We start from the raw sequence: 21,308 nt of genomic DNA on the forward strand, positions 1-21,308 counted from the left end.
GACAGGGTAATCAACCAAAATGCCATAAAAAAAGCCGGGGTGACTGGAACTCACCGCCGGCAAACATTTCAGGCAAATCGCAAAATGACAAAACGGATTATTTCACATTTAAACCCAAAACCATACTAAGTTATGAAGTTTACTGCATCAGGCCAAAGCGTTTCCCCGCATTGGCCCTTAAAACTATGGACGATCATGAAACTTACTGTCTGGCTGATGGCCGCCGCGCTACCTATCAGCGCCAAATCTTTTTCCCAGCGGGTGACCATCAACAAAAAAAACTGTAAGCTGGAAGAGGTGTTTGAACGCATCAAGCAGCAAACAGGTCTTTCATTTATGGTAGAAAAGGTATTGCTCGACAATGCCCAACCTGTTACCTTACACGAAGATAATGCACCACTGGAGAAGGTGCTATCCGAATGCCTGAACTTCCAACAGCTGTCTTACCAGATCACCAACCAGGTAATTGTGGTAAACAGGAATACAGATAAGATAATGCCCCGGACCCCGACAGCCGCCGCCAGTGCTTCTTTCCCGGTATCCGGCGTAGTAACGGATCAAAAAGGAACCGCCCTGGTGGGCGCCTCTGTATTACTGAAAGGCAAAGATTTCCAAAAAGGGATGGCCGCCGATGCCCAGGGGAAATTTCTCCTGGAAAAGGTCCCTGAAGGTGATTACACCATCGAGGTATCCCTGATCGGTTTTGGAAAATACACCGCGCAGCTGCATGTCAACAGCGCTACCCAACCCTTGGAGATACGCCTGAGTCCTGCCAGCCAGGCGCTGGAGGAACTGGTGATTGTAGCCTACGGCAAACAAAAGAAAACAAACCTGACCGGATCCATATCGGCTATTTCCTCGAAGGAACTGGATAACCGGCCCCTGACCAATGTTACCAATGCATTACAAGGTACCATGTCGGGTGTAACCGTTATGCAGAGCAATGGTCAGCCCGGAAAAGATGAAGGCACTATCAAAATAAGAGGGATTGGTACACTTAGTAACAGCAACCCGATGATAGTGGTAGATGGACTGATCAGTTCTATGAGCGATGTAAATCCCAACGACGTCGAATCTGTTTCTGTACTGAAAGATGCCGCATCGGCTGCCATATACGGTTCCAGGGCAGCAAACGGCGTAGTGCTCATCACCACCAAAAAAGGAAAAAAAGGAAAGCTGCAGGTGCGATACGATGCCTACCTGGGTAAACAGCATGCCACCAGGCTGCCTGAATTTCTCCCATCCTGGCAGCAGGCAGCATTCTACAATGAAGCCCTTACGAACGAAGGCGCACCGACTAAATGGACCGACAAAGATATACAGCAGTTCCGCGATGGCAGCGATAAAACCGGCGCACATCCCAATACCGACTGGCTGGACCTGTTGTACCGCGGCAGCGGCATACAACACAACCACTATGTGAGCCTGAATGGAGGCGATGAAAAAACGCAATACATGGTTTCACTGGGATATCTCGACCAGGAAGGGATCATCAAAGGAACCAATAATAAGAAATTCAGCGCGCGCGTAAACATCAGTTCTAATATCAGTAAACGCACCAGTGTATTTGCCAACATTGGCTATCTCTACTCCCCGTTCAATGAACCGATCAGCTCCTACCCCGGCGCTTCCAGCCTGTCGCTTATCACATTTGTCGCTAACCAGATATCCAACGTGGTACCTTATAAATTCGACAATGGATATTATGGTTATGGTCCCAATGGAAATCCTATCGCCTCGCTGGAGTTAGGTTCGTTCAACCGCACCCAACGTTATACCCTTACGGGAAATGCCGGTGCAGACATCCTCCTGGCGAAAGGGCTCCATTTCAAGCCCACTTTTGGATACAGGCTCAATATAGACCAGGGAGAAAAATTTGTAAAGGATATCCAGTTCTACGATCCGAACTCAGGACGACCAACAAAATACCAGGGACCTAATAACCTTACCAACAGCTACGACAATACCTCCTATACTAACCTGCAGGCGATACTCGAATATACCACGCACTTCGGAGCCCATCATCTCGGCGTACTGGGTGGAGGATCGCAAGAATCTACTATATACCGGGAAAATTCCATGTACCGGGAGAACTTCCTGAACAATGCCATTTCACAGATAAATGCGGGGCCTACGGCAGGACAAACCAGCAAAGGGCTTACCAATGAGGTAGCACTCCGGTCTTTCTTCGGACGTTTCAACTATGACTATGATGAAAAGTACCTGTTTGAGGCCAGTTTGCGCTACGATGGCTCCTCCCGGTTTGCACCGACAAACCAATGGGGCCTGTTCCCCTCTTTCTCCGGCGGATGGAACATTGCCAGAGAAAATTTCTTTGAGCCGCTAAAAGAACTGATCTCAGACCTGAAACTCAGAGGCACCTGGGGTAAGCTGGGTAATCAGAATGTAGTGGGTAACTACCCCGCTATTTCAACCGTATCTCCGGGACAGGATTATTCCTTCAATCACATCATCGCTTCGGGGATAGCTCCTATTACCGGCGCTAACGCCAATATCACCTGGGAAACAACCACCACTACCGACTTCGGTCTGGATGCCTCCCTGTTACAGCATAAATTAACTTTCAGCGGAGGTTACTTTATCCGTAACACCACCGGCATTTTGCTGCAATTGCCTATAGGAGCACCTTACAGCCTGTCAGCCCCCTACCAGAATGCAGGCGCTGTCACCAACAAGGGATGGGAATTTTCTGCCGGCTACAACGGACATATACACGAGGTCAACTACAGCATAAATGCCAATGCCACTTTCATCAACAACCGGATCACCGATCTCAAAGGAAGCGGCCCTTATATCAGCGGTGGTACTTTCCAACAGGTAGGTTTCCCGATCTATGCGTTCTATGGCTATGTTTGTGAAGGTATTTTCCAGACAACAGAAGAAGTCGCCAAACACGCCAAGCAAACAGGTGGCGTAATCGCTCCGGGAGATCTCATGTATAAAGATCTTAACCACGATGGTAAAATAGATGGCGCCGACCGGACCTACCTGGGTAGCTATTTCCCTAAAACTACGTTCGGGTTTAATCTTCATCTCGACTGGAAAGGTGTTGACTTGGGCGCTTTCTTCCAGGGAGCGCTCGGCGTAAAGAACTATGTACAGTCCAACATGCTGGGTGGCGTAGGCGCTAACAGCAACAAACCCACCACCGCTTTTCTTGACCGGTGGACGCCGGAGCATCATTCCACTACTTTCCCCCGCCTGTGGTTTTCTTACAAAAACAATGGGCCCAGCAACATGCCATCATCTTTCTGGATAAGAGATGCTTCCTATCTCCGCCTCAAAAATCTGCAGTTGGGCTACAACCTGCCCCAAAAATGGGTACACCGTATTGGTCTTGATAATATCAAGGTTTACTACAGCGGTCAAAACCTGCTGACTTTCTCCAACTTTTATAAGTGGGTAGATCCGGAAGCTCCGCAGGCTGAATCAGGCTATAGCTATCCCCAGGTAAAAATCAACACCGTTGGGATAAACGTGCTCTTTTAATCAACAAAAATCATGATCATGAAACGTAACAAAATAATAGCTGGCTTAGTCATGGCTGTAGTGGCCCTGGCAGGGTGTAAAAGAGATTTTCTCAGCAAAGCGCCGCTGGATGCTTATAGCAACGGTACGCTGTGGACTTCCGCCAGTGATGCCACTGCCGCGCTCAACGGCTGCTACCATGGCTGGGAAAGCGGCTACAATATTATCTACAACGATTGTTTTACCGACAATGCATACGATCAATATCCCTGGGAAGGCTACGAGCCGGTAACGCAGGGCAACGCCACTCCCGTAAATACAGGATCTGCCGACAGATGGGATTATAAGACCATTCAAAAATGTAACTGGTTTCTGGAAAACATTGACAATACCCCAATCGATCCTGCATTGAAAAAAAGGATGAAAGCAGAAGCCAGGTTCCTGCGGGACTACCAGTACTTTGCTATGAGCCAGGTATATGGCGATGTTCCGCTGGTACTGCACACCGTATTGATAGACAGTGCTAACCTGGTGCGCCAGACGCCCCGGCAGGAAATAATAAAATTCCTGCTGGCGGAAATGAACGCCATTGCCGGTGATCTGCCACTGAGCTACTCCACTGCAGACCAGGGACGCATCACGCGGGGAGCGGCACTAGCGCTCGCCGCACGTGTCCAGTTGTTTAATAATGATTACACGGGTTGTATTGCCACCTGCAAGCAACTCATGACCTCTCCTTTCGCCTACGATTTATATAACAACTATAGTGACCTGTTCCGTCCTTTAGCGATGGGCAACCAGGAAGTAATACTCGATATACAATACCTGAAAACGTACAATACCTTTGACGGCCTCGGAGTGCTGCCTCCTAATTCCAAGAGCGGGCAAAGCTCTGTTGCCATCACCCAAAACCTGGTGGATGCTTATGAAATGAAAAGCGGCAAGACCATCGACGATCCGGCGTCCGGTTACAACCCGGTACAACCTTATGCCAACCGGGATCCACGCCTGGATGCAACGATACTACGTCCGGGGTTAAAATGGGAAAACAGTTACTTCGATCCCCTGGGAGAAAAGTCTCCCGATTATTATCAGAACGGTAACTGTCCCCCCACCGGCTATATCTGCAAAAAATTCATCTCTCATCTCTCGGAAGATTTTGATGATATCTGGAATGTGGGATTAAACTTCATGGTCATCCGTTATGCAGAAATACTCCTCTCCTATGCAGAGGCGAAAATAGAAGCAGGGCAGATAGATGCGTCCGTGTACGAAGCCATCGATAAAGTACGTACACGTGCGGGCATGCCCACTGTAGACCGTACCATCTATAACAACCAGGCAAGCCTCCGGAAACTGATCCGGCGTGAACGGAGAGTGGAATTTGCGTTGGAAGGTTTACGCTGGTATGATATACAACGCTGGAAGATTGGAGACGAAGTTATAAAGGGGCAGGTGACAGGTTCCCTGAAAGGTACAGTAGACCCCAATACCGGCGCATTAACGCTCGATCCGTCGTCGAGAATAATGGTGGGCAGCCCACGCAATTTCGATCCCGCCAAACACTATCTCTGGCCTATTCCTCAAAAGGAAATCGACCTGAATAAAAACCTGAAACAAAATCCCAATTACTAATCCGTGTGTAATTGGAGATAGCGCATGTAGTGATAGTACCTGCGCGAAGCGCAAAGAAGCCGGCTCAAGTCAGAACCGGCTTCTTTGTTTGCCCCAATAAATTATCAACCGTCAGTATGAAATATTTATATGAAAGTTTCACATTTCCCCCAGATCAATCATTTACTGCAAAAAAAGATATACTTGGAAAAAGAGAGTATAATACACTTCAAAGTCACGTAGATTTTGAAATTATACTATTGGAGAACTACAAGGGCCGAATGCTTATCGGCGATCATATCGCTGATATTAATGGAGCAGAGTTGGTACTCTTAGGCAGCTATCTGCCACATTGCTGGCAATACCATCGTGTACGGGATTGTACACAGCTTCCAATTGCTTACATCGTACATTTTTCCCCTTATTTTATTGGCAGGGAATTCCTGGAGATGCCGGAGGCAAAGGAACTAAACCTATTGTTTGATAGGGCATTAGGTGGTATTTTGTTTTCTGGTGACACAATTAACCGGGTCCGGAAAATATTACAGCAATTATTGGAAGCAAGCGGGCTTTTAAAAATCATCCGGATGATAGAGTTGCTGGATGTACTTGCTCATTCGAAAGAAAATATAGTGCTCGCGTCACCTCTTTCAAAAATCAGGGAAGCCTCGGCCCACGATCAACAGCTTACGCGCATTTTTGATTATATATATAGAAATTTCAGGAATGACATCACCCTGGAGGAGACAGCAGCGGTCATTCATATGACTCCCAGTGGCTTTTGCCGTTACCTGAGAAAAAAAACAGACAAAACATTTGTCGAAATTTTAAAAGAGATTCGTATCTGTCATGCAGCTAAGCTATTATTGGCAGGTAAGCATAACATAGCAGGGGCCTGTTATGAAAGCGGGTACCATAACCTTTCTAATTTTTATAAGCACTTTAAAGAGGTAAAAGGACTCCCTCCCAGCAAGTTTTTAAAACAGTACCGTGCATTCCAGGAAATTTCTCAAAGCAATTCCATATCCAGTTGTTGATAAGGAGAAAGAAAATGATTATCCGGGGCCAGTTCTGTGATCAGGTAGTTGATCTGGTTAAGGTCGCATACTTTCATGCGTTGAGAAGAATTCAGTTTTTCTGCGATGCTGATGATGGCCAGTTTTTTAGCAGCGCGGATCATGGCTCTTTTTACCTGTACCACTTCCCAATCAGAATCTGTCATGCCATCCTGTACCGAGAAGCCGTTGGCGCCCAGCAGGCAAAGGTCCACCTTAATATCTGCCAGCTGGTTGATCACACTCGCGCCCATATGTACATGTGAGCTGGGTGAAAGCTGGCCACCAATGCTGATAACGGTAAGATTGCGGTGTTCCACCAATTCCAGTGCCACCAGGGGGCTGATAGTAAAAAAGGTGGCGCGCAGGTTGTCGGGGATACTCTTCGCCAGTTCAATCATGGTAGTGCCGCCACCGGTAAGTACCACCATATCATTCTTCAGGAGTTTAATGATCTTTTGGGCAATCTGTTGTTTTGCCGCCTGTGCATACACGGCATTATCTGCATTAAACGGATAATGAAAAGAGCGGCTGATGGCACCGCCATGTACTTTTAACACCTTCCCGTCTTCCGCCATCTCTTTCAGGTCACGCCTAACGGTATCTTCCGAAATGTTCAGCATAGCGCTGATATCTGTTGACAATACTTTATTGTGGAGATTGATCTGCCTCATGATAAAGGCCTGACGTTCGTCTTTCAACATTAGTGGAATATGTTTTTAAACCGGCACAAATTTAAAAAAAAGTAATCCAATCTGATTATGCGTGTTTTAGCATGTTTTAAATATAATAAAAACGCGTTTAAACAGATATTAATACAAAATATCGCATTTGTGTTATATATTCATGCAATAAAACGCAAATACCTGCAATAAAATTGCAGTGAAGTTCCGTGAAAACGAATCCTGTAGACTAATAAATCTAAACTTATCCAAAAATAAAGCATTGTAATTCAATTTATTGTTAGCATAACCACTTGTTCAACCAAAATTCAAACCATCCCAACATGAAAGAAAGGATACTCATCACTTTCGTCTTCCTGCTGTTTTATGCCGGTTCCTGGGCCCAGAGCATTTCAGGTACCGTGATAGATAAAAGCAGCCAGGAACCCATTATAGGGGCCACTATTTTAGCCGGTAAAACCGGTACTGTTACTAATGCAGAAGGGAAATTTACACTGCGGGTACCAGCCGGCATCACTACCTTACAGGTAACATTTGTAGGTTACAAATCACAAACGCTTCCTTTAAGCACTACAAAAGAATACCGGATCGCCATGGATCCTGATGAACATTCGCTGGAACAGCTGGTCGTGGTAGGCTACGGCACCCAACGAAAAGCCAATCTCACCGGGGCTGTGACCACCGTAGATGTAGCCAAAACTATGCAAAGCAGGCCCATTACAGATCCATCCAAAGCCTTGCAGGGAATTGTTCCCGGCCTCAACATCACCTATTCCAATGGAGGACTTACCCAGTCACCCGCCATCAACATTCGTGGTGTTGGCTCTGTGAACGGAAGCGGACGTCCGCTGATCCTGGTCGATAACGTAGAAACGCCCGACCTTACCATGATCAACCCCGACGATATCGAAAGCATTTCCGTCCTGAAAGATGCTGCCTCTACTTCTATTTATGGCGCACGCGCCGCCTTCGGAGTAGTGCTTATCAAAACGAAAACAGGCCTCCGCAATATGCCTACCAGGGTACGTTACTCCAACAACTTTGCCTGGAGTACCCCCACTGCCCTCCCCAACTTTGCAGACCCGGTAAAAGAGCTGACAGGACTATACGACGCCGGTGTGCGTGCAGGTACTACCTCGCCGGAGTTATTCGGTATGCAACTACTCAAGTTGCGCGATGGCATCCAAAACTGGCAGCAGAAATACGCAAATAACCGCAAAGGCATTGAAATGGTGCCGGGAGAAGATTTTGAAATTGATCCCAATGGCGGCCCTGCTTATTTCTACCGGGTATGGGATGCGAAAGACATGATGCTGAAAAAATATACGCCACAGCAAATTCAAAACATCAGCGTACAGGGCGGCAGCGAAAAGATATCCTACTACATGTCCGGTGGATACAGCAACTCCGGCGGCATCCTGAAAATGAACCCGGATAACGTAAAAAAATACAACATCACCGGTAGCGTCAATGCGTCCGTTACCAAATGGCTGGACATGGATGTGCGCATGATGTACCGCAACTTTGAATACGACTATCCCTACCAATACCAGAACTACTTTCAGTACATGTGGCGCTGGGGCGCATACTTCCCCTACGGCACCTACCAGGGAAAATATTTCCACCACACACCGGGATACCTGGCAAACGCCAACACCAGCACCGTTACCGACAATTATACCCGCGTAAACCTCGGCGCTACCCTGAAGCTGACAAAAAATCTGAACGTTCGCGCAGAGTATACCATCGGCCGCGATAATATCACCCGTCACGATGTAGGCGGCAAGGTAATGGCATGGGACTTCTGGGCTGCCGGTATGCCATTCAACAATATTGCTTCAGCCTCACAGGATGTGGTAGGCTATGCCGCCGGCAACTATAAAGTGAACACATTTAACCTGTATGCTACCTATGATAAGCAACTAAGTGCCGATCACCAGTTGAAATTTATTGCGGGCATCAATGCGGAAGACGTGGATACCCTGAACTACAGCGCCTACCGCCGCAATCCACTAGACCCTACCAAAGCGGAAATTCCGCTGGCCAGCGGCGACCAGCTTGTATCGGGCAGTCACCTGGCGAATGCGTATGCGGGATTTTTTGGCAGAATCAACTATAGCTACAAAAATAAATGGTTACTGGAATTGAATGGCAGATACGATGGCGCCTCCTCCTTTCCCCTGGCCGACAGATGGGCCTTCTTCCCATCTGCTTCTGTGGGATACCGCCTCACAGAAGAGAGATTTATGGACCGTTTCAAAAAGGTATTGTCTGATATGAAGATCAGGGCATCTTACGGCTCCCTGGGCAACCAGGACATGGGCGGGAAATGGTACGTACCTGCTATGACCACCAATACCCAGGTCAACTGGATGAATGGCGGAAACTATGCTTCCGGCGTAGGCGCTCCCCGGGCAGTAGCAGCATCCCTTACCTGGGAAAGAGTACGTTCCCTCGATATTGGTACCGACATCAGTCTGTTTAATAATCATATAGGCGTTACCGTTGACTGGTACCAACGCAATACCGACAATATGCTTACCAACAAAGCCGTACCGGCTACCTTTGGTACAGATGCCCCCCGCGAAAATGATGGCGCTCTTCGCACCCGCGGCTATGAAATCGGAATAGATGCCAATTACAATATCACCAAAGAATGGGCATTTTATGGCTCCGTTGCTTTCTGGGACAGCAAAACAATGTTTACAGAATGGAATAACCCATCCGAATTATTATCGCTGAACTATAAAGGAAAGATGCTCGGAGAAATATGGGGTTTTGAAACAGACCGCTATTTTACGAAAGATGATGACCTTAGTAAACTACCCGATCAGTCGAAACTGGCAGACGGTAACTTCGTATTCGGCCCGGGCGACGTTAAGTATAAAGACCTGGACGGTAACGGCGTCATCGACGGTGGAAAGGTGACGCGCAGCAACCACGGCGACCTGAAGCTACTCGGCAACTCTCTCCCCCGCTACCAGTATAGCTTCCGCCTAGGCAGCACCTATAAAGGATTTGACATCGATGTATTATTCCAGGGTGTGGGTAAAGTAAATTACTGGGGACTGGGAGATGTAACCCTGCCGCTGTACCGCGCCGGTGATATCATGTATGAACACCAGCTGGACTACTGGACGCCCACCAACACCAACGCCTACTATCCGCGGCCATATCCCGGCAATGCCAATGGTAAAATTTCCGGTTTATTGTCCGGCGGCAACAACTTTTATCCGCAATCGAAATACCTGCTGAACCTCGCCTATCTGCGCCTGAAGAATATCACGCTGGGATATACCCTGCCCACCAGTATCACTAAGCAGATCCATCTGCAACGATTACGGATATACGGCAGCGCACAAAACATTGCCACCATTTCCAATGTAGGCGTACCACTGGATCCGGAAATCACTACCGGCGAAGGAAACATTTTCGGCAGAACGTGGCCGTTTCAAAAAACCTGGTCATTCGGATTACAGGTCACCCTTTAAACTAACAACCCATGAAAAAGCGTATATTCTTACCAGTTATATTAACAAGCCTGATGACAGTCGTTGGCTGTAAAAAATATGTAGACAAAGGCTTACCCGATCAGTTTGACGACAACACCTTTTGGCGGTCGGAAGATAATATCCGGTCGTACAACTGGCCATTCTATGAAAACTTCCTGGGCTATGGCAATGGTAATAGCTTTGGCGACTTTTACTTCACCTCTTTTTCCGATGACCAGGCCAGCACGGCTTTCACAAAATTCACACAAAACGTCCCGGCCAGTTCCGCCGCCTGGGACTTTAAAGATGTCCGCAAAGCCAACATCATGCTGGAAAGAATAGACCAGGTACCTATTTCAGATGAAGCTAAAAATCACTGGAAGGGCGTTGCGCGTTTTTTCCGCGCCCTCGTCTATTTTAACCGCGTAAAAGATTATGGAGATGTGCCCTGGATAGGAAGATCGATGGACATCAGCGACACTGCCTATATCTATAAACCCCGTGATCCCCGCACCGTGGTGATGGACAGTGTACTGGCAGACCTGGATTTTGCCACCGCCAATATCAGGGTAAAAGACCAGGACAACACCATCAACCGGAATGTTGCCCTGGCGCTCAAATCACGGATATGCCTGTACGAAGGCACCTGGCGTAAATATCATACCAACCCGCAACTTGCCGGCGCAGCCAAATTCCTGCTGGCGGCCAAAGATGCCAGCGAAAAAGTGATGGCATCCGGCGCCGTGTTAAATGCCGATTATGTAACCACTTATAACTCACTCGACCTCGCGGGTAACAAGGAAGTACTGCTATACAAAAAATATCTGCCTGGGTATCTTACCCACTCATTGATAGGCTACCTAACCAGCAGCACGCCCATGGCAGGCCCCAGTAAATCGGCCATCGACGCCTTTCTCTGTTCAGACGGATTACCCATCGGACTATCGCCACTCTACAAAGGCGATGACAACCTGGCAAATACCCGCACTAACAGGGATAAACGCCTGCTCCAGTCCATTGATACGGTATTGTGCTACAACGGTAACCTGGTAAGTGGCCGCAGCAGCAGCACCGGCTATCGCCCTGCCAAATTCCTGCAGCCCGCTGTAGCCAATGTGCTGGCTCCCTACAACGATACAGATGCCCCCCTCTTCTGGCTGGCAGAAGTACTGGTAAACTACGCGGAAGCCGCAGCGGAGCTGGACAATCTTGGCCAATATACTTTTTCACAGGCGGATCTCGACAAATCCATTAACCTGCTCCGCGTTCGCGCAGCCATCCCTCCGCTGCAGTATAAAGGTGCGCAACAAGTAGCGGTGAATGGCGCCACCTATACAGATCCCGCCAAAGATGCGACGGTACCTTCCCTCATCTGGGAAATCAGGAGAGAAAGAAGAACAGAATTACTATTCGATGGCTTCCGCTTCCAGGACCTGATGCGCTGGGCCAAAGGCAGCTATTTGAATACCAGCAACAAAGATATCTGGCGCGGCGCTAAAGTGCCCGACAATGGAAAAGTGCTGAGAGATGCAGATGGTTATATTATGCCCTATACCGCCACCACTGCTCAACGCACATTCATTGACCCCAAGAATTATTTCCAGCCGATACCAAGCGGACAGATAGCCTTGTATCCATCCGGTAATTTATCGCAGAACCCGGGCTGGTAGCAGCATGCGTTATTAAAACAAGGCAGCCGTTTCTGACGATGGTCAGAAACGGCTGTTTTGAATGTTGTTATGTTTTATACCTATTGCTTCTTCCCGGTCTTTTTAAACTCCGTAGGGCTTATCCTGTTATACTTTTTAAAAGTACGGTTTAGATGACTTTCGTCCGTAAATCCAAGCTCATAGGCAATCTCACTCATACGCATATCACTGTGCAATAGCCTGGTTTCCACTAATCTGACTTTGTAAAGAGTAATATAGCTTTGTAATGTTTCACCGGTTTGCTTTTTGAAATACCTGCCCAGGTAATTTGTTGAAATATTAAAATGACGGCTTAAATTTTCAGTTTTAAGCTTCCCGGGTTCAAAAATGTTCACCTGTATATAATTCAATATTTCCAAAATAGGTTCACCTGTATTTTCCTTTATATTCTTGGGCAATTTTAATGCAATATTTCTTGCTACAACAGTAATGATGGTACTGACAATTTGTTCTGAAATGCGTGTATAATATATCTGTTGCCTGGTCTGTTCATCAAGAATAGCATTTACCAGTGAAAAAATAAAAGGTTTGTCTGTTTTATTTTTTAAGATACACCCTGGCCTATGGCTGGCATTTTGTAAAATATATGCCACGTGTGTTACCGTATCCTGATCCCTGCCTGATTTTTCCCTGATATATGATTCATTAAATCTTAGAAAAAAGAAGCTGGTTTTCTGGTCAATGTCAAAAGAGTAGATGTCCTGTGGGGTTAATAAAAACAAATTTCCTTTCCGGTAATTAAACTGGTGATTATTGACAAACTGTACGCCGGTCCCTTCCATAACATAGATCAGTTCAAAGAAATTATTGCGCTTTAAAGGCTTTTCGAAGCACTGTAATTCCTTCCATTCAATTTCATATTGTTGGTGTAAAGTTTCCCGTCCCATGTTATAAAAATACAAAATTAGCGCAATAATGTACAACTGGAGCAACACCAACCTTGTATATTTTTGTCAATATAAATTTTACTACAATGAAAATTTTAATGATTGGTGCGGGCGGCGCTATTGGTAAGATAGTTACAGCGGCACTGAGAGACCATGAAGTCATCACAGTGGGAAGAAATACCGGGGCTATTATGGCCGATATCTCTTCAGAAACCGCCCTGGAAAGTTTATTTAAACAGGTATCAAATGTTGATGCGATCATTTGCACTGCTGGCGATAGTATCACAAATAGCTTGTCTGCAATGAATAAAGCGCCATTCATGGTTGGTATTCAGCAAAAACTATGGCCACAGATCAACCTGGTACTTTCCGGCATGAAGTACCTGAAGGATAATGGTTCGATCACACTTATATCCGGAAAAATGGGCGAATTCCCTGCTAAAGGTTCGTCGGGAAAAGCATTTGTCAATGGCGCGATCAATAGCTTTGTAATGGCTGCGGCGCAGGAAATGCCCAGGGGAATAAGACTGAATGTTATCAGCCCTTCTAAAGTTTCGGATATTGGTGGGGATGAATTAATAGCCGCTTATATTAAATGTCTTGAAACAGCAATAAACGGGGAAATCATAAGAGTCGGTTACAATAAACAATAATTCAAAATGAAGCATATAGTATATCTAATCTTTGCGATGTCTTTCTCTTTTGCACAGGGACAAGATAATAAAGGAATGTCAATTTATCAGTGCCAGAAACAATTTTGGGGCACCTGGTCGCTTGTCTCGGTTGAAAATATAAAGGCTGATGGCAGTAAAACTTCTCCCTATGGCGAACATCCCGTAGGAATGCTCATTTTTACAAAGACAGGAAAGTATGCGATCCAGATATTAAAGGCCGATCGAAGTAAAGTGCTGGCCAATGATAAAGATAAGGCTACAACGGAAGAAAATACAGCGTTAGTGCGGGGAAATAATTCTCATTTTGGCACCTATACGATTGACACAAACAAACAAATCATTGTATTCAGTGTCCAGCATGCGTTCTATCCAAATTGGGAGGGAATGGCGCAAGTGCGCACCTATTCATTGAAAAATAACCTGCTGACGTATACTGTCACTACACCTACAAGCGGAGGGGCTGCGGTGGCGAAAGTTGTATGGAGGAAAGATTAGCGGGTGGCTCATGCCGTATGCGTAAACAGATAATTTTAAACAAGTCCGAATCTAGTCGCCACATCTAACAATCTTTTCAGATTTTTACCGGCATTTTCAAATTCCCGAAAATCTGTTTCATCTATAGAAGTAAACGGAAACACCAGTATTTTTCTGGACGTGAGCTCCCCTAATAGATCAACTGGATCGACATTTTGATCAAAGGATTCCTTTAAAATTTTTTCAAAAATACTCTTATATAGAATAAAAAGCGGTGCTGATTTCCCGTCCGAAAGCCAAAAAAGAGATTCACCTACCGGAATTGCGCGAAAGAAATGTTTACATCCCAGCATCATTAGATCTACCCCTCGGCGGTGCGCCCAAATAATCTGTTGCAACAATTGATTCCTGGAATAACCCGGAGTAAAAGAGTGTTTTTCAGTGCAAATAACTATAAGATCATCCTGGTTCTCTTTTGATAATAATATAATATCTCTTAGCCAATTCCAAAATTCAAATCTTCGTTGTAATTCGGTTACTGATTTACTAACCTGATAAAACAATTCAAATTCACTTCGATTTTCAAATTCAATGACAAGTCTTGCTTTTTCCTCAACACTTGAAACAAAGGCATAGACTGGAATTAAAACGTCCGAAATATCAACATCCTGTCCGGAATCATTATCTCCCTGAAAATCCTTAACCACTTTTATCAATATATTCATCCAATCAGTACTTGCTTCAAACAATTTGCTTACTCTGCCAAACTCTCCATTACCAGGTGTTATATCAGAATATCCAAACTCTGCCTGCTTAGATACTGGTGCGCTTATAAGATATTTTTCCCGGGTAAGTGCTGCTATTTTGAGATCAGCATCATCGCCAACTTCGAAGGGCGCATGAAGAATTACTTCATAAAATCTCTCATAAATAATAAGAAATTGTGCACCGGTAAATTTGTCAATCCAGAACAAGCTATCGCTGACAGGTATGGCATTATCGAACCAGCTAACAGCGCCAAGCAGTATATCTCCGTCCCTATTAGCACATTCCTCAATACAACAGTTCAAATATTCCGGAGAATAATTCCCGGTAAACTCATGATCGTCTTCACAGATTAGAACGTATGATAACCCCTCATCTTTCGCACAGGCAACAACCCTTTTTATGCTCAACCATAGCCCCACCGCCCCAATCGAATGCTCGCTGGCTTCGATCAGCTCCATAGCAAACTCTTGTTTATTTAAGAATTGTGACTCAATGTGTTCTTTTCTATCTACGCGATGTTTTAAGTTAATTACACGGGTTGGGATGGGTTGAATCATATACATCTTGTCTATTTATCAAGCAGGTTGTGACTCCTGGATTGACAGCAATAAGGCATTCTTTCTGACTTCTTTTATACATACTATTTGTCCTGGCGTAACAATGACATTATCATCAACTCCAATGTTCGCTGATTAGTCTCGTCAATACGGAACTTTCTGAAGATTATCCTTCCTGATTTGTCAATCAGGAAATTTTCCGGCTCACTTTTTACACCATAATATTTGTCTGCAAAGGCAGATGTACCTCTGAGGGGAATGAATGAATATTTGTTATTCTTCATGATGGCTGGAACGACGTCATCCTGTTCCGGAACTACATTAACGCCAATATAAACCAGGTCTTTATCCGCTAACTTATTAACTACAGCCTCAAAATATGGGAACTCGGCTCTACATGGACTACAACCCGGGTACCAGAACGTCAATAATACTACTTTACCTCTAAGATCACTTAACCGCAACGCTCCGTTACCAGAATAGCGTCCAAGTTCGAAAGGATATGCATCAACCGCAGAGCGATCCCTGATAACCGCTATGTCATTATCGAGCTGCTGCTTATTCCTTCCTATTCTATTCCCATATGCCTCAAGTGCAGCATAAACCTGGTCAGTGGGAAAATTCGCATAAACAACTATCAGACTATCATAAGCACGTTTTACTTCACCAACTCTATCCAAAAAATACGCTTTCTTCAACGCCAGAAAGTCCCTTAGATAATTAAATCGGGGAAGTTGCAACGCTTGAAGTTCTATATTAGCTTGCTTGTAATCTTGCACCGCCGAAAGGCTATCTATTCTGATTAATCCTTGCACAAGCCGCTTCCTGATTCCCCACTCTCCTTTCTCCCCCATCTCATTTATTAAGTCTGCTGCTTTAACAAGATCAGTTTGTAAGTAAATATCAGCCAATGTAACCATGCCAGCAGCAGATCTATCAAATTTCTCCGGAGGATAGTATTTACGAAGTTGTTCAAAATAATTAATCTTGTCGCGTACACGCTTACTATGCAAGGCCAATGAATATAGCAGCTTAGCACCGTTTGCATTATCGGGAAAACGCTTAACAAAATCAAGTACCTTCAGTTTATAAATGCTATCATTTACATCTTGCGATGACATAACTTCATAAGCGGTATAATTAGCATTCAATGAATCAGCTAGTGTAGCTTTGTGCGAATACTCTCTTGATAAATCAGTTTCTCCCCTCATCCAGGCATCCCCCGACAGCATAAACCAAATTTTTCCGTTATTGGAATCCAACTTGCTGGCAGCAAGCAGAAACTTCCTTGCTTGTGGCATTTCTGCATTATAATAGGCTGTGCCGATTGTCAAAGGAATAATCTTGTTTTTGGGATTATTTTGTATCCACCTATCGTACTGGTCCACCAATAAAGGATTATTCAAGCCCAAGGCGTAAATGTAGACATTATGCGCCTTAACACTGTCCAAATTCCCTTCCACTACACCCTTTGCTATCGCTATTTCCTCTGCAGTGGCAGTCCCCATTCGAACTGGCACCTGGGCTGAGGTAATATTTTTGAAAAATACCAGGATCAAAATTATCCTGACAATACCGTTAAACATTTTTTTAATATCCTGACAAATACTGCCATTTGAAAATATTTCCGTCATAGCTAAAACCCCTTCAAACTGAATGTATTATAAAGCCCTTAGTTGCTCAAATCCAAGCTATATTACAGGGCAACCTAAAGTTGGTCGCCCTGTAATAAGTGCAAATTATACGCACACCCTAACATAATAATTCCCGTTGTCACACAATTGAGACTTACAAGATTGTCCATCGGGGCACTCTCCCAATCCATCTCCGCAATCGTTAGTACAATCCTTTGTACCGCCAGATCCGCCCATTACATGTTTCATTTGATCCCTGGTAAACAACTCTTTTGCACCCAATTCCAGTGCTTTTAATTTTAGCTTTTTCATAAATTCAAATTTGTTTAACTTGGTAAAGTAATTAATTGACAACTCAAAAATACCCGCAGTCGTGGCAGTATTTTTGCCATGAGAAAAAACGCTACCCTTCCTGGCAAACCTCAAATACATACGCCTCAGAAAAGCATAATTTATCATAATTACCAATAGTTCTTAGCTGGTCATTCGTTAGAAGTCGTCCCTCTTTACTAAATAAACTTCTAACCATCTGTCCTTCCTCTTCATAATAATATGTATTTCTCGCCCTATCATACTTAATTGGAAAACCCAATTCCTTCATTTCACCAATAACACCTGTCATCGCCCGTTTACATAATCCATTTTTACGGGCGAAACTGTCCAGATCTCCGGTCGCCCTCCTCTTAATCATAAAATCCATGTATTTTAATCGATTTATATGCTTTAAAATCGCCATTAAATTAGAAGTTTTATGGGTACATAATCTGAAACATTCTACGCAGACTGTAAATATTTCCGGGCTTTACCTGGTAAATTCCAGGCAGCTGAAAATATCTGCTTTCTCCATTTGCATCTATTGTTCAAAAAAATCGGAGTAAATCCTATCCACCATATATGGAATACCGTATTGGCTTATACATGTAAAAGGTTAACATGAAATAGGATCATTACTATTGCAGTTCAAGATGGGTCAACTATTGTTTGCATAACATATGGAATTAAATGAGTTATTAATAGGGCTTAAACTATTCCGTGGGCAACACTTATTTTATTCTGGGTTCTTACCGTAGTACTAATATAAAAATAGATAAATACACAACTAAAAATGTACGTTATTTTGACCTTTGCTTATGTTTTTTTGATCCAATAACAAAATAAAAAACTCCGCCAGTTAAATACCGGCGGAGTTGACTATCGCTTTACCATAATATTTTACAGATAGTTATTGATAATATTCTCAATATATTCCTGTCTGCCGCTTCTTACTGCCGGCTCTCCATTAGCTACCGCATATGCGCGCAAGCTTTCCAGGGTAGCCTGTCCTGCTTCAAAAGTTTTTGCTGCTTCCGTATCGAAAGAAGCGTAGCGCTCCTGGCGGATTTGCTTATAAGCACTTTTCTCCAGGATGGTATCAGCGGTGATGAGGGCGCGTGCGAAATTATCTACCCCACCGATATGGGCGTAGAAGAGATCGGCCGGGTCGGTGGAGTTCCTCCTGATCTTAGCATCGAAATTGATACCACCTCCCTTGAAGCCACCTCCTTCGAGGATAATCAACATAGCCTCGGTAAGTTCATTGAGGTTGGTAGGGAACTGATCTGTATCCCAGCCATTCTGGTAGTCTCCCCTATTGGCATCAATACTTCCCAGCAAGCCAGCATCAATAGCTACCTGCAGTTCGTGCTGGAAAGTATGTCCTGCTAAAGTAGCATGGTTTACTTCGAGGTTGAGTTTGAAGTCGTTCAGCAGGTCGTATTGACGGAGGAAGCCGATCACCGTTTCCGCATCATAATCGTACTGATGCTTGGTGGGCTCACAGGGTTTGGGTTCGATAAAGAAGGTACCGGTGAATCCATTCTTCCGTGCATAATCTCTTGATGCCTGCAGGAACCTGGCCAGGTGTTCCTTTTCCCGCTTCATATTAGTATTCAAAAGACTCATATATCCTTCCCGGCCGCCCCAGAACACATAATTCTCCCCTCCAAGGGCTATTGTTGCATCAAGGGCTGCTTTCACCTGGGCGGCTGCATGGGTAAGTACATGGAAATCCGGGTTGGTGGCTGCTCCGTTCATGTAACGACGATGGCTGAACAGGTTGGCAGTACCCCATAATAATTTAACACCGCTTTCCTGCTGCTTTTGCTTTAGGTATTGCGTGAGCGTTTGGAGGCGTTTTTCGTTCTCTTCAACGTTATTGGTATAATCCACCACGTCCACATCGTGGAAGCAATAATAAGGCAGACCAAGTTTGGTAATCATTTCAAAAGCAGCATCCGCTTTGTCTTTTGCCCGCTCAACCGGGTCGGTATTTTTATCCCACTCAAACAGGTGCGTGGCTTCCCCAAAAGGATCAGCGCCTGTGCCATTAAAAGAATGCCAGTAAGCAACCGCAAAACGCAACCACTCTTTCATGGGTTTGCCGGCTACTACTTTGTTTTCATCATACCAGCGGTAAGCCAGAGGATTATCTGTACGTGGACCTTCATACTGAATAGCGGGAATACCGCTAAAAAATTCCTTCTTTCCTGTAACTATTTTCATATCCGTGATTTATTTTTAGGCAAATATTGTCTGAATTTAAAAAGTTGGCAACCGCTATTTTTGAAATAAAATATGCTATCTTATCAACAATGCGTAATATTTGGCATTTTATATGATAAAATGGGCTATCTGCCGGGAAAATGAAAACGATTCTTCAAAAAATCACCAATGATGCCAGCCAGAGCTTTGCCTGCCGGGTTTATCAAACACCCCAGTTTGAAACCAACTGGCATAAGCATGCTGAGTATGAGCTGATCCTCATCCAGAAAGGACATGGCACCGCCATGATAGGGGATTATGTATGCGATTATTCCGTTAACGACCTGTTTTTTATAGCCGGCAACCTGCCACATTGGTTCAGGAAAAATCATCCTAAAATGACAGGCGCCGCCCTGGTCATACATTTCACTAACGACTGCTGGGGCGAAGGACTACTGCAAATGGCCGAAATGAAGGCAATACAATCCTTGCTGCAAAAGAACAACGGGATACAACTGGAAAAAAACCTGAAAAAAGAGGTAATGGAGAGCATGCAACTGATCCATCGCAAAAAAGGCTTTGAAAAACTCATGCTATTATTGCAGTGCCTTCACAAAATGGGGCTTTCCAAACAATATAAAATACTCACGGAAGATTTCACCGATACCAGCAACGTGGTAAATCCCGTCATCGAAAAAGTCATTGATTTCTCTTTTAAACACTACCAGGAAAAAGTTACCCTTAAACAAGCGGCAGCCATCGCTAACATGAGTATACCCAACTTTTGCCGTTTTTTTAAGAAGAATATCAAAAAAACCTATTTTGATTTCCTGAGAGATTTGCGGATCAGTCATGCGTGCAAATTGCTTACTTCCAGTAACCGATCAATTCTGGATATATGCTATGAAAGCGGCTATAAAAGCTGGGCCCATTTCAGTAAACAATTCACGGAAGTAAAACAACAAACGCCCAGTCAATACCGTAAAACATATTTACCTTAAAATTAACCGGTAAAAGGGTGGATCACCTTCCGACAATCTTTTTCGTCACAAATTCATTGAAAAAGAAATCCCTGTAGATATTTCCGATAGGGATTTCATTTGTACCTATATATACCGTGTTATTATCCACGGAATCGATATGCTTAACATTGATGACATAAGACTTACTTACTCTCACAAACCTATCTTTGGGCAACTGGTCGTAGATTGTTTTGATATTCATCGCCGTCATCACCCTCTGATTTTCGCTGTGCATCACGACATAATCTTTTAATCCCTGAATAAAGAGTATGTTATTGAAATAAATTTTAAAAATTCTCCGGTCTGCTTTCACAAAGAAAAAGTCGTCTGCCACCTGTTCAATATTGTTATTAGCATAATCCGCCTTGAATAACTTGGAGTACGTATGAGCCTTTTCAACAGCCTTTTGAAAACGCACCGATTTTACGGGTTTTATCAGGTAGTCAATAGCATCTACTTCGTAGCTATCGCTGGCAAATTCAGAATAAGCAGTGGTAAAAATCACAAATGTTTCCTTTGGAATAGTTCGGGCAAATTCAATCCCGTTAATTCCCGGCATCTGTATGTCAAGAAAGATTAATTCGACTGTATTGCTTTCTATAAAACTTGTGGCGGCTTCAGCGCTGTTGAACGAACCGATTAAATCTACATCACCAGTTTGGTTAATCAGCATCTCTATGGCTTCTCTTGCCAATGGCTCATCATCTATAATAATACAGTTCATAATTTTA

15 protein-coding genes are annotated in these 21,308 nt (G+C 44.4%); 8 read left to right on the top strand and 7 right to left on the bottom strand.

Features of this window, described 5'->3' with window-relative positions:
* Window positions 1–195 precede the first annotated feature (195 nt).
* The 3 genes from HGH91_RS06375 (at window position 196) to HGH91_RS06385 (ending at window position 6,140) form a co-directional block, all read left to right on the top strand.
* A complete protein-coding gene (locus tag HGH91_RS06375) occupies window positions 196–3,510 on the top strand; it encodes a SusC/RagA family TonB-linked outer membrane protein (protein WP_168737584.1) in 3,315 nt (1,104 codons plus the stop codon).
* An 18-nt stretch (window positions 3,511–3,528) separates the two neighbouring features.
* Window positions 3,529–5,124, top strand: coding sequence for a RagB/SusD family nutrient uptake outer membrane protein (locus HGH91_RS06380; protein ID WP_168737585.1), 1,596 nt, complete (start codon window positions 3,529–3,531; stop codon window positions 5,122–5,124).
* A 116-nt stretch (window positions 5,125–5,240) separates the two neighbouring features.
* Window positions 5,241–6,140, top strand: a complete 900-nt coding sequence (locus HGH91_RS06385; protein ID WP_168737586.1) for a helix-turn-helix domain-containing protein — start codon at window positions 5,241–5,243, stop codon at window positions 6,138–6,140.
* Here HGH91_RS06385 and HGH91_RS06390 read toward each other — a convergent pair.
* Window positions 6,113–6,862 (bottom strand): DeoR/GlpR family DNA-binding transcription regulator, encoded by a 750-nt coding sequence (locus HGH91_RS06390; protein WP_168737587.1) that lies wholly within the window; start codon window positions 6,860–6,862, stop codon window positions 6,113–6,115. The genes HGH91_RS06385 and HGH91_RS06390 overlap by 28 nt on opposite strands.
* A gap of 302 nt (window positions 6,863–7,164) precedes the next feature.
* Between HGH91_RS06390 and HGH91_RS06395 the strand changes: the two genes are divergently transcribed.
* Window positions 7,165–10,332, top strand: coding sequence for a SusC/RagA family TonB-linked outer membrane protein (locus tag HGH91_RS06395; protein WP_168737588.1), 3,168 nt, complete (start codon window positions 7,165–7,167; stop codon window positions 10,330–10,332).
* An 11-nt stretch (window positions 10,333–10,343) separates the two neighbouring features.
* Window positions 10,344–12,002, top strand: a complete 1,659-nt coding sequence (locus tag HGH91_RS06400) for a RagB/SusD family nutrient uptake outer membrane protein (protein WP_168737589.1) — start codon at window positions 10,344–10,346, stop codon at window positions 12,000–12,002.
* Window positions 12,003–12,082: 80 nt separating this feature from the next.
* On the opposite strand, the gene HGH91_RS06405 is transcribed toward HGH91_RS06400, so the two are convergent.
* Window positions 12,083–12,928 carry an AraC family transcriptional regulator gene (locus tag HGH91_RS06405; RefSeq protein WP_168737590.1) on the bottom strand — a complete coding sequence of 282 codons (846 nt, stop codon included), beginning with the start codon at window positions 12,926–12,928 and terminating at the stop codon, window positions 12,083–12,085.
* Between the two features lie 86 nt (window positions 12,929–13,014).
* Here HGH91_RS06405 and HGH91_RS06410 point away from each other — a divergent pair, with 86 nt between their 5' ends.
* Both HGH91_RS06410 and HGH91_RS06415 read left to right on the top strand, forming a co-directional pair.
* Window positions 13,015–13,581, top strand: coding sequence for a short chain dehydrogenase (locus HGH91_RS06410; RefSeq protein WP_168737591.1), 567 nt, complete (start codon window positions 13,015–13,017; stop codon window positions 13,579–13,581).
* Between the two features lie 6 nt (window positions 13,582–13,587).
* Window positions 13,588–14,097 carry a lipocalin-like domain-containing protein gene (locus HGH91_RS06415; protein WP_168737592.1) on the top strand — a complete coding sequence of 170 codons (510 nt, stop codon included), beginning with the start codon at window positions 13,588–13,590 and terminating at the stop codon, window positions 14,095–14,097.
* A gap of 35 nt (window positions 14,098–14,132) precedes the next feature.
* Here HGH91_RS06415 and HGH91_RS06420 read toward each other — a convergent pair whose 3' ends face one another.
* The 4 genes from HGH91_RS06420 to xylA all read right to left on the bottom strand — a co-directional run bounded on the left by HGH91_RS06420 (window position 14,133) and on the right by xylA (window position 19,576).
* Window positions 14,133–15,401 carry a hypothetical protein gene (locus HGH91_RS06420; RefSeq protein ID WP_168737593.1) on the bottom strand — a complete coding sequence of 423 codons (1,269 nt, stop codon included), beginning with the start codon at window positions 15,399–15,401 and terminating at the stop codon, window positions 14,133–14,135.
* Between the two features lie 83 nt (window positions 15,402–15,484).
* Window positions 15,485–17,035, bottom strand: a complete 1,551-nt coding sequence (locus tag HGH91_RS06425) for a TlpA disulfide reductase family protein (protein ID WP_168737594.1) — start codon at window positions 17,033–17,035, stop codon at window positions 15,485–15,487.
* 403 nt (window positions 17,036–17,438) lie between these two features.
* Window positions 17,439–17,771, bottom strand: coding sequence for a hypothetical protein (locus HGH91_RS06430; protein ID WP_168737595.1), 333 nt, complete (start codon window positions 17,769–17,771; stop codon window positions 17,439–17,441).
* A 476-nt stretch (window positions 17,772–18,247) separates the two neighbouring features.
* Window positions 18,248–19,576: a xylose isomerase gene (gene xylA, locus HGH91_RS06435; RefSeq protein ID WP_168737596.1), complete on the bottom strand. Its 1,329-nt coding sequence runs from the start codon at window positions 19,574–19,576 to the stop codon at window positions 18,248–18,250.
* A gap of 140 nt (window positions 19,577–19,716) precedes the next feature.
* Here xylA and HGH91_RS06440 point away from each other — a divergent pair, with 140 nt between their 5' ends.
* Window positions 19,717–20,556, top strand: a complete 840-nt coding sequence (locus HGH91_RS06440; RefSeq protein ID WP_168737597.1) for an AraC family transcriptional regulator — start codon at window positions 19,717–19,719, stop codon at window positions 20,554–20,556.
* Window positions 20,557–20,578: 22 nt separating this feature from the next.
* On the opposite strand, the gene HGH91_RS06445 is transcribed toward HGH91_RS06440, so the two are convergent.
* On the bottom strand, window positions 20,579–21,301 hold the full coding sequence (locus HGH91_RS06445) for a LytR/AlgR family response regulator transcription factor (RefSeq protein ID WP_168737598.1): 723 nt from the start codon (window positions 21,299–21,301) through the stop codon (window positions 20,579–20,581).
* Window positions 21,302–21,308 lie beyond the last annotated feature (7 nt).

Origin of the sequence: Chitinophaga eiseniae (genome assembly GCF_012641265.1) — a bacterium.
Lineage (GTDB): Bacteria > Bacteroidota > Bacteroidia > Chitinophagales > Chitinophagaceae > Chitinophaga > Chitinophaga eiseniae_A.